12 protein-coding genes are annotated in these 16,066 nt (G+C 37.3%); 1 reads left to right on the forward strand and 11 read right to left on the reverse strand.

What is annotated here, in order from left to right; genetic code table 11:
- Window positions 1-751 precede the first annotated feature (751 nt).
- Complete coding sequence (locus MM236_RS09100; RefSeq protein WP_241274659.1) at window positions 752-979, forward strand: hypothetical protein; 228 nt, start codon at window positions 752-754, stop codon at window positions 977-979.
- Window positions 980-1,187: 208 nt separating this feature from the next.
- On the opposite strand, the gene MM236_RS09105 is transcribed toward MM236_RS09100, so the two are convergent.
- From MM236_RS09105 to MM236_RS09155, 11 genes are all read right to left on the reverse strand, one after another.
- The gene (locus MM236_RS09105) at window positions 1,188-2,249 is read right to left on the reverse strand and encodes an HmuY family protein (protein WP_241274660.1); all 1,062 of its coding nucleotides are present in this window, start codon (window positions 2,247-2,249) and stop codon (window positions 1,188-1,190) included.
- Window positions 2,250-2,260: 11 nt separating this feature from the next.
- Window positions 2,261-4,516, reverse strand: coding sequence for a TonB-dependent receptor (locus MM236_RS09110; protein WP_241274661.1), 2,256 nt, complete (start codon window positions 4,514-4,516; stop codon window positions 2,261-2,263).
- A gap of 51 nt (window positions 4,517-4,567) precedes the next feature.
- Window positions 4,568-5,611, reverse strand: coding sequence for a hemin-degrading factor (locus MM236_RS09115; RefSeq protein ID WP_241274662.1), 1,044 nt, complete (start codon window positions 5,609-5,611; stop codon window positions 4,568-4,570).
- A 3-nt stretch (window positions 5,612-5,614) separates the two neighbouring features.
- Window positions 5,615-6,418, reverse strand: coding sequence for a heme ABC transporter ATP-binding protein (locus MM236_RS09120; RefSeq protein WP_241274663.1), 804 nt, complete (start codon window positions 6,416-6,418; stop codon window positions 5,615-5,617).
- A gap of 1 nt (window position 6,419) precedes the next feature.
- Entirely contained in the window at window positions 6,420-7,490 is a 1,071-nt protein-coding gene (locus MM236_RS09125) for a FecCD family ABC transporter permease (RefSeq protein ID WP_241274664.1), read from the reverse strand.
- The gene (locus MM236_RS09130) at window positions 7,487-8,338 is read right to left on the reverse strand and encodes a heme/hemin ABC transporter substrate-binding protein (protein WP_241274665.1); all 852 of its coding nucleotides are present in this window, start codon (window positions 8,336-8,338) and stop codon (window positions 7,487-7,489) included. The genes MM236_RS09125 and MM236_RS09130 overlap by 4 nt, the downstream gene beginning before the upstream one ends.
- A gap of 133 nt (window positions 8,339-8,471) precedes the next feature.
- Window positions 8,472-9,563 (reverse strand): inorganic phosphate transporter, encoded by a 1,092-nt coding sequence (locus tag MM236_RS09135; RefSeq protein WP_241274666.1) that lies wholly within the window; start codon window positions 9,561-9,563, stop codon window positions 8,472-8,474.
- Window positions 9,564-9,703: 140 nt separating this feature from the next.
- Window positions 9,704-11,248 carry a hypothetical protein gene (locus tag MM236_RS09140; protein ID WP_241274667.1) on the reverse strand — a complete coding sequence of 515 codons (1,545 nt, stop codon included), beginning with the start codon at window positions 11,246-11,248 and terminating at the stop codon, window positions 9,704-9,706.
- Window positions 11,249-11,256: 8 nt separating this feature from the next.
- Window positions 11,257-13,164: a glycosyltransferase family 2 protein gene (locus MM236_RS09145; RefSeq protein ID WP_241274668.1), complete on the reverse strand. Its 1,908-nt coding sequence runs from the start codon at window positions 13,162-13,164 to the stop codon at window positions 11,257-11,259.
- The gene (locus tag MM236_RS09150; RefSeq protein WP_241274669.1) at window positions 13,161-14,006 is read right to left on the reverse strand and encodes a transporter family protein; all 846 of its coding nucleotides are present in this window, start codon (window positions 14,004-14,006) and stop codon (window positions 13,161-13,163) included. Before MM236_RS09150 ends, MM236_RS09145 begins: the two co-directional genes overlap by 4 nt.
- Window positions 13,993-16,050: a cellulose biosynthesis cyclic di-GMP-binding regulatory protein BcsB gene (locus tag MM236_RS09155; protein ID WP_241274670.1), complete on the reverse strand. Its 2,058-nt coding sequence runs from the start codon at window positions 16,048-16,050 to the stop codon at window positions 13,993-13,995. Before MM236_RS09155 ends, MM236_RS09150 begins: the two co-directional genes overlap by 14 nt.
- Window positions 16,051-16,066: the final 16 nt, after the last annotated feature.

A 16,066-nucleotide genomic window follows, 5' to 3' on the forward strand; every position in this document is an offset into this window, starting at 1 on the left:
ATCATTTTTTAGTAAAAATATGCCGCTAGGGACGCTAGGGTACGCAAAGGAAATGTTTCTATAAATAATTGCAATACCAAACCCTTTGCGATCCATGGCGAAACTTTGCGGCTAAATCATTTTTTAGTAAAAATATGCCGCTAGGGACGCTAGGGTACGCAAAAAAAATTTAATGAAAAACAATTCCTGTACAAAACCCTTTGCGATCCATGGCGAAACTTTGCGGCTAAATCATTTTTTAGTAAAAATAGCCGCTAGGGACGCTAGGATGCGCAAAGGGAATAGTTCTAAAATAATTGCCATACCAATTCCTTTGCGATCCATGGCGAAACTTTGCGGTTAAATCATTTTTTAGTAAGATAAGCCGCTAGGGACGCTAGGATGCGCAAAGGAGATGTTTCTATAAATAATTGCCATACCAATTCCTTTGCGTTCCATGGCGAAACTTTGCGGTTAAATCATTTTTTAGTAAGATAAGCCGCTAGGGACGCTAGGATGCGCAAAGGAGATGTTTCTATAAATAATTGCCATACCAATTCCTTTGCGAGCCATAGTGGGACAACTTCATATTAGATCTCCTGAAGTAAATGTGAATATCTCAAATGCTTAAGCGTTTTGTTAGTTAAGTTTATTTGAATCAATTACAAATTACTGCTTATCAATTTTTTGACGTAACTAACTTATGGCTTTTGAGTATATTTATGTGACTACAAAATTTAAAAATACTAACACAAAATAAAACAATAGAAAAATGGAAAAGGTATGTTCAAATTGCAATTACTGGGAAACAGAAGCTCCAGTAGTAGCTCAAAAAGAAAATTACGGTGAATGCAACAAATTAAGCCACATTGAATCCAAAATGGATCCTGATTTTATTATTCCAGTTCTCAACGATGGAAAACCTCTTGATGCCAACGCAAAGTCAATAGAATTCATCACAGGAGCCAATTTTGGTTGCAATCAATTCGCTAGTGCATAACATTAAAAATGTAAACAAAAAAGAAAAAAGGTAAAAGGTGAGAAATCAATCTTGCCTGCCTTTCTTCTTTTAATTTTATCCAAAGAAAATTCTAAGACTTTTCCAGAGTAAAGTGACCACGTTTTATGTTTAACCTATTTATTTTTTCATAAAAAAAGAAGCCCAAATGAGCTTCTCTTTTTCAAATCAATAAACCATACAATCAATATTATTTCACCAAAGCATACTCTAAGCTTGGTCTTCCCCTTTCTCCTCCTGATGTTAGGGATAGGAATCTTAATTTATAATGATTCCCATTTTTATCTTTGATGATGTAGTATCTATCATTTCTGATATTTGGTTCTGAATTTGGACCTCCACCAGATCGCCAGTTTGATCCTAATACCAGCCTGTTTTCACTGTCCAATTCCAATCCTGACAACGCTGCAAAAGAAAATGAATCAAATGGAATCTCGGCTTCCATAATCTGTATGGCAGAAACACCACCGTAAATATTGTGATAGGCAAGGTCTTGGAAAAAATATGCCAATGTCCCTTCAAATGCCTGAGGAAAAGGTGTTGAGGATGTTCCTGCTGTCCATACAAAGTCCCATTCGGATTTTTTTGGTTCCACCTCCACTTTCCCATTTTCAAAAGAAAAATAGACAAAATTGAAATCCTCATCTTTTGAGATTTGTACAGAGGTGATTTGGTTTGAATTGACTTCTGCATGCTCTATGATGTAAGCATTGTTAGATCTATAAATCTTGATCTTTTTCCATGGCTTGGCCTCAGCTCCACTCTCACCTCGGTTGATTACGAATACTTTGGCACTTTGGGCAGAAGTTGCTGCTTGACCGAGTACATTGAACTCAGCTAAAGGGTTTGATGGATTGTCAACATACTTTATTCCATCAAGATTACTAAATGTAAGATCAAGAGATCCAGCACTTCTCAATTCTTGCTCCAAGTCTGCTCCAACCTGAGCAAAATCTGTAAATTCAGTCTCATAGGCCATCGCCCCAGTCGTTCCATTGATCAATACTTGAAACTCTGAACCGCTGTTGAAAGCCAAATCCCAAGAGTCTCTTCTGACTGCTGTCTGTACTTCCTTACTCAAATCAACAAAGACCATGTTTGGAAAGGTACTTCCTCCTCCATTGATTTCTATAAATGCTTCTTCAACTGGAGGAACTTCGACGATGGGATCCTCATTTTCTGAACAAGAACTAAAACCTAGTCCCAAACTTGCCAAAACAAATGGCAATACGATGTAATTATACTTTTTCATATTTTTTGTTTTTATTTAAATAGTTGGTAATTCATTCCAATAAAATAAGATCTGCCGTACCCTACAGGCCTACTTGCTCCACCCGAATGGGCGCTACCATCACCTGTATTGCTTTGTATATTTTTGATATCCAGAAGATTTCTCACTCCTACAGTGAAATCAAGATTTCCAAAAAGAGATTTTTTGAAAGTAAAATCCATCCAATGAAAACCGTCCATTTGGACAGCTCTTGCACCACTTTCACTTTCTGTATCCAACACAAAAGCAGGAAGTGCTCCAGTCCATTTGTAAAATACATTGAGATAACTATCTGCAAATGGAAGGTAAATGCCAAGGTTGGAATTGATCTCCGTAGACCAAAGCATAGGCTCTAATGCTGGAATTTCACTACTGATTCTATTGAATCTTCCTATTCTTGACACTCCCAAATCAAGGCTGCTTTTACCCAATAGAATCTTGTTTCTAATCATCAAACCTCCAGTTTTGAACTCTTCCAAATTAAATAAACTGGTCAATCTGGGATCTTCAGGTGAGATTCCGTAGGTGATTTGATTTTTTACATCATTATAGAATCCGCTCAAAGAGCTTTCAACTTTCACTTTATCGGAGACCTTTCGATCCATAGCCAATGAGGTATTGAAACTATGGGAAGTCTCTGCCTTCAGGTCAGGATTGCCAATGATAGAATGGCTGGCATCAAAAAAGTTAAAGTAAAGCTCGCGGATAGAAGGCGCTCTAAAGCCTCTTGCATAACCAAATTTAAAATTAAGCGCATCTGTAATATTGAACCGTCCATTGACAGAGGGAATAATTGGAGGAGCTGTATATGCAGAATTGTATGTACTTCTGATTCCTGGTCGGATACTAAGCTTATCGGTAGGTTTCCACTCTGCACTGAGAAATGCCGCCAAATCTGCAATACCTTCATTTTCGCTAATCCTATCCCCTTGACCTTCTTCGTAGTTTAAATCAAGACCTCCGGAAAGTGCAAGTTTATTGGCGAGTTTCCAATAAGTAGTTGACCTGAAATTCAACCCCGAATATTGCAATTTAGCTTGGCTATCAGGACCCGTTGCAAGTCCTTGTTCACCGGTTCTGATATTTGTAAATTTTGTAATTGTCTCCCTAGTGTAATTTGTAAATCCGGCCTGAACAGATGTCTTTACATTCGGTGAGAATGTGTAAGTACCATTCAATCTATGCATCCACCTTTTGGTCAGAAACTCACTATCAATCACTTCAACCCTATTTTCAGGCCCATAACTTGTGATTGTCTCATTGAGATAATCCAAGCTATAGTTAAGCTCTACATTATTGTTGTTAAAATTGACTTGAGTATTGGCCAAGTGCTGATTTCTGGGAAGCCAGGCAAATTGTCTTCCTATATTTTCACCTTTCCAACCACCAAAAGCATTGTTGGTGTACCCCAAACCAAAACTCCACTTTTCAGAAAGCCCCCATTGCGACTGAATACTTCGGATATGATTTCCCTTGCCTTGAGCAAACTGATAATCACTCCCGACTGATTCCTCTTGGATTCTGGCATTGAGCAAAAATTTGGATGTCTCTGGTCTCTTGGTGATGATATTAATGACTCCTGCCAACGCATCTGCGCCATATACTACCGACATAGGCCCTTCGACAATTTCAATTCTTTCTATTTGATTTACATCGATTTGATTGATATTGATTTCATTGTTTACACCTTGCCTTCCTACCATTGGAACTCCGTCTATCAAGACTTTGATATTCTGTCCAGCCATCCCCATCATCTCAAGATTACTACTTCCGACTGCATTGTCTTGACTGAATCTAATCCCTAGTTCAGTATTTAATACTTCCTGTATGTTGCCAACTGCTCGATTTTTGATGATATCTTTAGAAATAGTTCTTACTTGATAGACTGATTGCTTTGCACTTTGGGGATCTATATATCCAGTTACGACTACCTCAGTGAGCTCAGTGGTATTTGGCGAGAGTTGAACTTTTATGATGGATGTTGAGTCATTTATATCCATGATACTTGTTTCATATCCGATAGCACTAACCCTAATCTTTTGATTTTTCAGTGTATCAGGAATTGAAAAATGTCCTTTTTCATCTGCGACTACTCCCCTTTCTTGGCTCCACGTAATGGAAGCAAAAGGTATAGATTTCCCATCTATATCCTCTACTACTCCCTTTCGGTCTGCCAAAACCGAAAAATTGACTACAAGTAGAAATAGAAGAATAATGACATTAAGTTTATTAAGATCAATTCTAAACATATGTTTAAATTTTTTTGCAGGCAGGAATTTCAATCCTGCCTGCGGGTAGAACTATAAGCTATCGATCAAATCCTTCCATGCTGCCAACTGCGGCAACCCAGGTTTTCTAAGACCGAAGAATTGAGCTATCATCTCTCCATCATGGTCAAAAAGCTCCAAGGAAGAGACCAACCCATCTTCAGTGTTTTTGTGTACAACGAATGCGTGGGCAATCAAATCTTCGTTTAGGTGCATGTTGAATTGCGGATCCAGTACATTGAGCCAACTGCCCATTTGCCTGATCGTCCTTACTTTTCCTTGATGAATCTGGATGTTTCCTTTATTTCCTGCGAAAATCATAATTGGCATCTGTGTTCTGGATGCCACTTCCAAAATTTTGCTAGTAGCAAACTTATCTACTTCATAAGCCCATTTGTCATCGATCCACTTGATCGCATCCAGTCTATGGACTTTGTATTTTCTCAACATCCCAAAGAAGTCATGCGTATCTTTCATGTTTTCCCAGTCTTTGGTAAATGCATCCATATCGATGGATTTTGCATATTCTGCTAGAGGAAATTTCTCAATCTCCAAATCTCCAGATTGGTCATCTGCGAGGTAATGGTTTACCAGATTTTGAAAAGCTTCAAGGTTTGAGTCTTCTTGAAGGTAAATTTTGAGGATGGCTGCTCCTTCTTTGTCAAAAAACTGAAAACTCCTCATCACTCCCCATGGAGATTCTGATTCTACTGCAAAACCAAACTTCCATGCACTGAAAAATATCCTTTGCTCGATCGGACCTATTACTGTACCAACTTGATGGACTGGACTTCCTTCGATGCTGATTTTTTGAAAATTCCCTTTATGCTCCAACACACAGCCATTGCTTCTACAGAGAGACATTACTTTGCCAAGTTTTTTGAATTCAAAAAGCAAAGAAGTCCATTCAGGTTTCAGTCTGATCACCCCATTGCCAATATTAGTTGCCAAAAGTTCTGCTTCTGAAACACCAAGTTTCTCAGCGGCATCTCTGATCCTCAATTTTGGATTATCAGACACCAACTTTTGCCAGTCGTTTTTCAATGTGATTTTTCGATCTAAAGTTGAAGTTTCCATATCTTATTGTGCTTGTTTTATGGTATGATTGATATAATGATAAGGAAGGCTATGTACCATAACCCCCATTCCACTTTCGTGATTTTTTACTTGTATTGGATAGCCAAATAGTTTTTCCAAGTTTTTGCTATTATAGACTTCAGACAAGTTTCCTTGAAATGCAATACTCCCTGCTTTCATCATGATGACCTGATCTGCATAATTTGCCACCAAACCCAAATCATGCAAGACTGCCAAAACACCTATATTTCGATCTTTCAGATCATTGAGCATTGCCAATACAAGATGTTGCAATGACACATCCATGCTAGAGATAGGTTCATCCAGAAGGAGATATCTTGGAAATGGCTGATTTTTCCAGATTTGTATCAAAACCCTAGCGAGCTGAATCCTTTGTTTTTCGCCACCTGAAAGAAGACTGTATTTTCTATCTCTTAGGTGCCAAATTTGCAAGCGCTCCATTACATCCTGTATATCTTGTTGGGAAATCTCTCTGGGTGCATTTAAAGACCCAAGTTCGACAACCTCCCATGCTGAAAAGGGAAAAGAGAGGACTGTATGCTGAGGCATGACGGCACGAATCTGTGCCAGTTCCTTACTTCTGTACTTTTGAATTGGTCGGCCATTATAGAGTATATTCCCGCGGCTGCATGTAAGATCTCCAGACAAAAGCTTGAAAAGTGTGGATTTCCCTGCTCCATTTGGCCCAATGATCGCAGTAAACTGTCCCGGAAATAACTTGACACTTGCCTCGCCGATGATTGGCTTATCACTGATACAGAAGTGTATATTTATTCCTTGTAGCATATCAATAATTTATTTTCTTGAAATTCAGAATCAGATAAATGAAAAATGGTGCTCCCAAAAGCGCTGTGATTATTCCAATGGGAAGTTCTGCAGGACGGACTATATTTCTTGCCAATAAGTCCGCTCCTGAGAGCAAAATCGCCCCAAGAAGAAATGAACCTGGCAATACCAACCGGTGATCAGCTCCAAAACCTAATCGGATCAAATGTGGAACTACCAAACCCACAAATCCAATTGTACCACTCATAGAAACAGCAGTCCCAACAATCAATGCCGAGGACAGGAAAAGTGTATATTTGACTTTTTGGATGTTGACACCAATATGGTAAGCCTCGTTTTCTCCCAAAGCCATGGCATTCAGTTCTGGATACAATTTGAGAATCATCCCAATAGCAGGAATAATCAGCAATGAGCCAATACCAAGCTTTGACCAATTGCTACCTCCCAAATCACCCAAACTCCAGAAAGTAAAGTTTCTCAACGCAGCATCATCTGCATAAAATAACACCAATCCAATCAAGGCTCCCATCAAAGCATTGATTGCAACACCGGCAAGGATCAATACAGAAATATCAGTTTTGCCCGAATTACTTGCAATTTTGTACACACACATAGTCACCAACAAGCCACCCAAAAAAGCAAACAAAGGCAGCCCAATTAGTGAAAATAAAGGGCTCATGACTACCAAACTCGATCCAAATACAATAAACAAAACCGCAAAGAATGCTCCACCGGCACTTACCCCTATCAATCCCGGCTCCACCAATGGATTTCTGAACAAGCCCTGCAATGCAGCACCAGCCAAGCCCAATCCACCACCGATGAGCATCGCCATCAGAATTCTTGGCATTCGGATATTCAACAAAACTTGCGCTTGTGCATCAGTGAATACATGTGAATCAATTCCCAATTGGCTCTTGAAGATCCCAATGACAGCAGCTACAGGAATATGAAATGCACCAAAAGAAGCAGATAGCAACACTATCACTGATAAAATCAGCAAAAGCATCAGCATGACTGCATTTTGATAGCGCAGCTTTGAAGTCCTGATATCTGATTGAAGGGTTTTCATTTTTGATAGACAGCTTTTGCGATTTCCAATGCAACCTCGGCTACTCTTGGGCCAAAGCCTGAGAGCAAAAGTCCATCATATGCAAGGATTTGATCTTTTTGAAATGCTGTAGTTTGTTCTATTCCTCTGATTTTTCTCAATCCTTCTTTTCCTCCCAAAGAAGCCAAACCGGAATCAAACAGTAGTATATAATCAGGGTTGAATTTGGTCAATGCTTCTGGAGTAAGTGGAATGAAATCTTTGAAACCCAAAAGAGGTGACTCTAAGCCAGAAAGAGTAATGATCGAGGGTGCAAAAGTTTCATCTCCACCCACAAAAATCATATCTTCTCCCCTAGCCATGACAAATAGCATGCTTGGCTTGTCCGTTTGGATTTGCGCCAAATAAGTCTCAAGTTTATCAAGGTCACTTTTCAACTTTGATATGATCGATTCACCTTGCTCTTTGGCATCGAGATAAGTCGAAAGTTCTGTTATCAGCTGAACAGTGCCATCGACAGTAGTCGGTTTTTCAAAAAACCTTATTTCAACACCTGTAGATTTCAATTGTGCTACCACTTCTGGAGAAAGGTAATCTTGTTCTGCCAAGATCATATCGGGTGACAAAGAAAGAATCCCTTCTGTTTTGATCTGGTTTCTGTATCCAATAGAAGGCAACGATTTCATAGATTCTGGAAAGGTCGAAGTGATGTCGGTGGCTATTATCGATGCACCAAAACCCAACTCGTGAACAATCTCAGTGACTGTTCCTCCTGCTGTTATGATTTTCTTGCTTTCAGATTCCTGCTTTTGCTGAGGAGAGGAACAAGCTCCTACTATGAACAATAGAAAAAGGAAATTCGCTTTCATTTATTTAGATTAATTTTAAATAACATAACAAATGTCGTTATATTTAGATTAAATCCAAATAAAGATTAATTGATTTTTTCTATTAAAACCAAATTCTAATTATCTGATTATCACAATGGAAATTTGATAGATTTTATAAATTTGAAATAAAAAGATAAACCAAAAAAGAAATCAATGCTCCACATGGTAGTGTCAAAACCCACGACAACAAAATATGCTTTAGCACTTTAAAATCAACTGACTTATTGGCAATTCCCATTCCTGAAATCGCACCAACAGAAACATGCGTAGTAGAGACAGGCAAACCAAACAAAGATGCTGAAATCACGAAAAAACTTGTAATCAAATTGGAAATAAATCCTTGTTGACGACTCATCAAGGAAATTTTATCCCCCATAGTTCTTGAGATCAATCTAGAATGAAACAATCCTCCCACAGCCATTAGAATAGCGATTAATAAAAGACCTTGATAAACTTGAAGCCAGGGTATCAAAATCAAAAGAGCCACTATTTTAGGTGTATCATTCAATCCTCTAGCAAAACATACTGTTCCTGAGCTCAAAAAATGAAGTGAATCAATGGTTTTTGAAGAATTAAAGGTCACTCCATTTTGCAAATTGTTTTTTTGACATTCCTGTATGTTGGCAAAGGTTAATTTTTTGGAATCAAAAAAATAATTCCTTGGACCAGATTCTAAGGCTATTTTTGAATCGGTGATGCAAATACAATTTTTATCACGAGAAGAGAGAAGGCTTTGGGCTTTTATCAATACTGCAGCACAAAATGCTGAGAGTACTGGACTGAGAATCAAAGGTATCAAAAACACTCCCAAAAGTAATTCAAACTTGACATCACCTCCTGATACAATAAAGCCTGTTCCAAAAAGCGCTCCTACCATTGCATGAGTACTTGAAATTGGCATTCCGATTTTAGTGGCAAAAAAAACAGTCAAAGCCGCTCCTACGGCAACTGAAGTGGCAAATGCAGGATCACTGACAAAAGCATCAGGAACAAGCCCCTTGCCCGAAAAATTCTTCACCAAAGATGCTGCCAAGAATATTGAAGCAATGGAACCCAATAAAGTGGTAAAAGTAGCCCAACCTATTGCTGTTTTATAACTGACTTGTTTACTTCCATAAAGCGTAGCTACACCTTTGAAGTTATCATTTGCCCCATTACTGTAAGCAAAGAATGCTACAGCTAAAATTAAAACAATATAAATCATGTGTAAAATACGCAGTTTTGAAGGTCATCAGATGTGGTCGGATGACTGTAGTCTATTCACGATTATTCGAATGATAATTAAGTGATAAATTCACCTATTGAAGTCATTGCGGGTGATCATATTATTTAAACACTCCTTTTTCATTTCACCTTCAATAAAATCGAGAATTCATCTTCATATAAAATCTCTGTATCCAATGGTATTTCAAAATGATCAAGCCTTCTCAAAGCAGCTGCTACCACATCATTGGGATAGAGCAAGAATGCTGGCTTGCTAACAATAATGTAATCGGCATAAATCTGCGGAAGCTGCAAAGCTGCTTGAAAATCTGGACTAAAGTGTCCTTCCCAAGTGAAGCCAGAATTTAGTTTGGTCAGTGTGGCATAATGTATTGCATCATCTGCCAAAACCCTTCCTTTTCCCTGCTTGTTCAGTGTAGAAGATATGTTATTGAAAGAATTAGCGAATTCGCTTTCAGTTTTTTCGTTGACAGATTGAATGAAAAGTTTTTCATTTCCATTGATAGTAAATTTGAAATAATAAAATTCAAGAAAAATCATCAAAACAGGGATAACCAGACCAATTCCAATTTGGAAAACCTTTTCTTTGCCATTTTTCAAGTTTTGACCATAAAAGATGGTGGCTAGACCGGTTGCTGTAATCAAAGTGAGGTTGTGGAGATTGAGGTTAAGGATTCTGTTTTCTGCAATCTCAGAATAGCAAAAAAGTAAACTCAAAAGTACAAGCGCATTTTTGGTAACCGATCCATCGAAATTGAAAAGCTGTATCAATGCTAGCCCTGAGACAAAAACCAATGGAAGCATAAATGTAAGGCTATTGTCAGCTATTCTTTCCCAAATAGAATTGTCTGTGAAAATCAATGGGTAAAGTGTCGAATAACTACTCCAATAATCACCTATACCATCTACAAAATAGAAAAATTTCCCTGCAAATACTTTATTGATAATCAAATATATCAAGATTGACATCAATGGAATAAATGCCACAATGAAAATAGAGGAGAAAAAACCTGTGAAAAATTTTCTCCTTTGGGAATCATTACTGAGAATAATGGCTGCCCGGTAATAAAAACTACCATTGATACCTTTCGCTTTGGAGAAATTCACAAAGAAGAAAACTGGTATCAAAAGGAGTAAAAATTTCAGCAAATTCAAATCAAAAAGCACAAATACCCCCAACAAAAGGCTCAATAAGGTAAGGTGAAAAACAGAATAGGACTTAGTGTACTTGAACAACAAAGCAAAGAATGCAAAATAGAAAATCAAGTACATCCCAGTACTTCCTCCAGAAACGGCTGCATAAATTATGATTGGGCTAAACAAAAGATAAATCAAGAATACCCTGACATTCCATTTTTCCTTCAACCCCTTCAGAAAGAGATGGTTTGTTAGCCAACCGATAAGGATGGCATTGAAGATATAGGTGCTTTGACTTTGCCTGATAAATGAAATCAACAAAGACCCCAAATACAACATTGTAGGTTTGGTGAAAAAGTAAGTCCTAAGAAATCCAGTTTCAAACTTTGTAGTCAATATCGTTTTGTACTCAATAAAATAAGCCTCAAGATTGTAGAATCCCCTACTTTGAAGCCAAAGGCTCAGAAGGAAATAAGCCGAAGAAAACAACAGCCAGCTAATAGCATAAATGATCGATTGTTTTTTCATATACAACCTTATTTAGATCCTTTGGTCAAGCCATGATTGGTTTTTTCCCAATAAAATGGCTTCGTGATCAATTGAATTAATCCTTTATAAGCAGAAATGGAATGCATCAACCAGTAAAACGGATTGACCAAAGCATAGACGATCAAAGGATAAGAACGCCTTCTAAAAACTGCTATCATATTGACATAGATCATCATCAGATTCCCAACCGTAAAATTGAAAATAGCGACTACTACTAGCCAATCAGGGAAAAAGACGGATATAGAATCTAAGATCCCTTGGCTGATCTCAGCGTCTGACCAAAACAAGATATAATCTAGCCAACCTGTATGCAGAAAGAGGATAAAAACCAGAAACGTTAGCAAGATAGGATAAACCAGAAACGTGAAGAATGTCCCTCCAATGAAAAACTGGAAGCCAAAGAAGCCTTTCAAACCAATCTTTTTGTACAGTTTGATGGGATTTCGCATATGAACCAAATACGTTTGCATGTAACCTTTGATCCACCTTGACCTTTGTCTGATCCAATTGAAAAAATCATTGTTTGCCTCTTCTAATGTCGTAGAATCCAAAACTGTTACTTTATAGGATTTGGCATAAGCCCGAAGTCCCAAGTCAGCATCCTCAGTCACATTGAATCCGTCCCATCCGCCAAGTTCCATTAATTTATCAAACCTAAAGTGATTGCTTGTCCCTCCCAATGGAATCGGTACGTCAAGATTATCCAATCCAGGAAGCATATAGTCAAACCAATAAGAGTATTCCAAAGTGAAAAGCCTCGTCAGCAAATTCTCCTTTTTGTTGAAATAGTTCAATGCACATTGCACGACCACATATTGGTCTGAGATTTTTTTGAAAAGAGCATAAACCATTTTCAGCTGATTGTTGTCAGGAATATCCTCAGCATCATAGATGGTCAGGTATTTTCCCTTACTGAAATACAATCCATAATTACAGGCTTTGGGTTTTGTTTTTGGCTGTGCATAGGGAATGATCAAAGGTTCGAAAACACAAGGAAAATCCATTTCCTTTACAGCATTGTAGGTCATTGCATCATCAGATTCTATCAGAAGTTTGATGTCAAGTTTCTCTAGGGGATAATCCAGATTTTTCAGGTTCCACACCAATTTATGGATCACTTCTGACTCTTTGAATACAGGCAGTAGAATCGTATAAAATGGCAATTCATTGTCATCAATGGCATCCAATTCGGCTTTTGAGATTTTCCTCGCAGTTTCCATCTTGGAACCATACAATGTCAAGAGGAACTTAAAGCTGATGGAAAAAAACAGCAGAAAATTCAAAATCAAATTGAGTGTAATAGCAGTATTGATCGGAAAAAAATAAAAAAACAATACCCCAACAGCTAATGTCAATCCAATGGCTATTAGTTGAGGCTTGGTAAATGTCTCGATGGCACAACTTTCACGATCGCTGTCATAAATCCCAAAAACAGCCTTGTCCAAATAATCTAGCCCATATGTGACATGAAGGGCTTTGAGAATATCCATATCTTCGGCTACGTGAAATTTATCGACCTTTTGTCCCAAAATCCCTTCAACCTGATTGATATTGATACTATCAGAAGGATCTGCAATGACTATCTCCAAATAATCCTCAGTCTGAACCAAAGGGAAAGCCAAAGCATCAAGAAATTTATGTAGATTCTCCTTGATGATTTCTTGCTTAGGAATCTGAACCAAGTTGTCAAAATCAAAATTGTAAAGTTCAATCCCTTCATCTAGCAAAATATTTTTCCAAGCCCTTCTACTCAAATAGCCATAGTTCAATACAATCCTGAGAAAGCTTTTATTGAGACTTTTCTCAAGCTCTTCTACTCTATAGATTTTTTTTTGGCTTAATTTTCCCTTTTCTTGGAAAAGCGATTTTCTATAGTACTCCCGATTATCCATCATTTTTTGTCGAATCTAATTACAGAAAATATTTGGAATCCACTGCCAATACCTGAGTTTCTATTCAAAACGTCATGAAACAAACCTCCATAGAGAGAGAATTTAGGAGTAAATTCATACCCAATATTCGCAGTCGCTTTGATTACTGAAAAATCTGAAACCAACTGAAGGTTGTTTTCAAAAAAATCACTGTCATTGCTAAAAGAAAATATAGCATCGATCTCTCCCAAAAGGACAAATTTGTCAATTATTCGAATTCCTTTTGATGAAAACAACCTGATCTGACCTGGATCACTTGGGAAGAAATACCTGTATCCAAGCTCTATTTTGTGAAAATTATTGCTTTCTCCTATCCATGGCGAATTTCCACTCAATATCAACCTGCCTTCCACTCCAAACCTTCCAAAACCCGTGTATGGTAATTGGTTGTTGTTATAAGCAGGAATAAATGTGGTGACACTCGCCATCAGGTAATGCATATTCACTTTTCCCAAATGAAATCTTGCACCAAGTTCAATATCCCCCAAGTCACGATTTTGTTGTCTCAAATTGGTATCCTCATATTGATTGAAAAACCATGGCAACGAGCCAAACAAATTCACTTTGTATCCATTGAGTGGCAAGCTGAAATATATCCTAGGGTTGTAATTGACAAACTTTCCTTGATTTTCGAAGTCTATTTTATCCCCGTCTCTATTCCGAAATGCTGCAGCGCTGTAATGGCTCAAATAAGGAGACAAGAGAAATTCACCTTTGTCTTGTTGCCAAGGGTTTTGTGCAAAAGATGTCGATGACAAAACGACAAAAAAGAATATCAGAATTGTAAATTTTCTATTTTCTAGCATCTTCTATTTGAGTTTTGGCCAATTCTGATTTTCTGAAAATGTAACTGAGCAGCACGATGATAAATGCCAATACCAGTATAATTATGAATAGTTTATAATTATCCCAGAATGTCACGAACCCCTCACTTCTTCCTGCTTTTTGATTTGTCGAAATCTTGTCCCTCAAATCAAAAAAGTAATAATGTTGATCATTTGCCAAGAGAACATTTCCTGAGTTTGTCAGATAAGGATCATAGATACCTTCTATAGCATTGTTGAGTGACATTGGATTGTCTGAAAGATGAGTGATCAACATTACCATCTGATTGTTTTTTGGAAAAATCTGGGCATACGTAAGTTTCTTGTTATAATTCACAGTAAAGAATTTTTCCAATTCATCAGAATGGTATGAAATGCTATCTTGAAGAAACTGTATATATTGATTGTCTTCAAACAAGGCATTGAATTTCTGCGGTTGATCAGTAATGATGATCATATTGGAAGTTGAATTTTCAAAAGAATAATCCTTCAAAGAAATAAATTCTGGCAGATACACTGATTTTTGGTCATTTGATTTGACATTGATTTGCCCTATCAAATTGGAAAGTGCAGGGATTTCATTCTTGTTGAAATTCAAATCAGTAAGCAATTGGATCTGTTTGCCAGAGAAGTTTTCAGGAAATGCAGAGAATATCGGTGGCGAATCACTTCCAATATCAATATTTATCTTTGATTCGATTGGGTCAATTTGTGCAAAAAATTCTGTGTTGTTTTCTCCACAACAATCCCCTCCGGACAAATAAACATATTCTACGCTAAAGTAACTTCCTGCTCTGATAGGCTTTCTTTTTACCGCTATCGTTCTATCCACCACTCCTGATTTATCCATTACGATAGTTTGCAACAAACTGTTATTCAAGTAGATATTAATATATCCTTGTTCATCTGCTTGGATAGGCTTATGATTCACTTTCAATTGAAAAGAAATCAATTTAAGTTCATTTTTAGTCAGAAAACTTGGCAATTGGATGTTTTTGGTGATTCTACAAGCGCCATATACGACCTCTTCTTCAAGTCCCAATTCACTCAGTTTATAGGTTGAATTCAGTTGATATTTGAAATCCAACTCCCCAACAACAGAATTTTTTACGATCAAGTGATCTGATATAGCACTTTTTGCAAGATCTTGATCAAACAAGAAATGGAGTACTTTTTTGATCCCATCATAATCTTGGCTGGTTAGTAGTATATTTGAAGTGTAGTATTGAAAATTTGTCAAAGAGTCGGTAACTGAATTATTCAAAATTTTGAGTTCACCTTGGCCTTTGGATACTTTCACATTTTGATCAACTCCACTAGAAACCAAATCCCATGGCCCAATAATCATGGCACGGTCAAGAGAGTCCATCACCACTTCATCCAAATAAGACACAGGCAATGTCATCCCAAATCTGCTTTTGTAAAAGAAGTGGATATAAGAGACATGCTTGATGAGATTTAAATCATTGTTTCTCGGGATAACTAACCTTTCTATATCCGGAATCAATTTATCAAGCGTTTTTGAAGGCTTAGCAGTTGTGAATTGACTTGCTAGATTCACTTCAAGATGAGAGTTTTGGGTAATCTTGATCCAATATTCTGAATCAGAAGAATCTCTACAATCATCATCGATTTTGAATAGATCTGATTTGAGTTCGAGTTTCAGAAATCCCGATTCGAAATCTTCTGTACCAACAGGAAGGTCAACCTTCAAAGTATCTCCTTCCTGACTCAAGGCACTTGTCAATATTGGTAAGTCATTGATAAAAAATAAGATTTTACTTTTTTGTTTATCCAATACTTTGGAATTGACTATTTCCAAATGAATTTGAGTTCCATCATGTTGGAGGTCATTTCTTTGTTTGAAGAAAAATATAGAACTGCTTTTTGGGCCAAATACTGTAGTCTGTTTTGGATAGCCGAAAGCTTCAAATCCATGATTGATAGCCATGGATTGATTGAAACAAAATATAGCAAGTATAAATACAATACTTTTTATGATGGTTGATTTGTATAATTCCTTCATAGATGGATGATTGAGT

Origin of the sequence: Belliella calami (assembly GCF_022549695.1) — a bacterium.
Taxonomy (GTDB): domain Bacteria; phylum Bacteroidota; class Bacteroidia; order Cytophagales; family Cyclobacteriaceae; genus Belliella; species Belliella calami.

What these genes read in the sequence shown, in the direction of transcription:
- MM236_RS09100 (WP_241274659.1), top strand. Translation starts at nt 752, where the DNA reads ATGGAAAAGGTATGTTCAAATTGCAATTACTGGGAAACAGAAGCTCCA.
- MM236_RS09105 (WP_241274660.1), bottom strand. Translation starts at nt 2,249, where the DNA reads ATGAAAAAGTATAATTACATCGTATTGCCATTTGTTTTGGCAAGTTTG.
- MM236_RS09110 (WP_241274661.1), bottom strand. Translation starts at nt 4,516, where the DNA reads ATGTTTAGAATTGATCTTAATAAACTTAATGTCATTATTCTTCTATTT.
- MM236_RS09115 (WP_241274662.1), bottom strand. Translation starts at nt 5,611, where the DNA reads ATGGAAACTTCAACTTTAGATCGAAAAATCACATTGAAAAACGACTGG.
- MM236_RS09120 (WP_241274663.1), bottom strand. Translation starts at nt 6,418, where the DNA reads ATGCTACAAGGAATAAATATACACTTCTGTATCAGTGATAAGCCAATC.
- MM236_RS09125 (WP_241274664.1), bottom strand. Translation starts at nt 7,490, where the DNA reads ATGAAAACCCTTCAATCAGATATCAGGACTTCAAAGCTGCGCTATCAA.
- MM236_RS09130 (WP_241274665.1), bottom strand. Translation starts at nt 8,338, where the DNA reads ATGAAAGCGAATTTCCTTTTTCTATTGTTCATAGTAGGAGCTTGTTCC.
- MM236_RS09135 (WP_241274666.1), bottom strand. Translation starts at nt 9,563, where the DNA reads ATGATTTATATTGTTTTAATTTTAGCTGTAGCATTCTTTGCTTACAGT.
- MM236_RS09140 (WP_241274667.1), bottom strand. Translation starts at nt 11,248, where the DNA reads ATGAAAAAACAATCGATCATTTATGCTATTAGCTGGCTGTTGTTTTCT.
- MM236_RS09145 (WP_241274668.1), bottom strand. Translation starts at nt 13,164, where the DNA reads ATGATGGATAATCGGGAGTACTATAGAAAATCGCTTTTCCAAGAAAAG.
- MM236_RS09150 (WP_241274669.1), bottom strand. Translation starts at nt 14,006, where the DNA reads ATGCTAGAAAATAGAAAATTTACAATTCTGATATTCTTTTTTGTCGTT.
- MM236_RS09155 (WP_241274670.1), bottom strand. Translation starts at nt 16,050, where the DNA reads ATGAAGGAATTATACAAATCAACCATCATAAAAAGTATTGTATTTATA.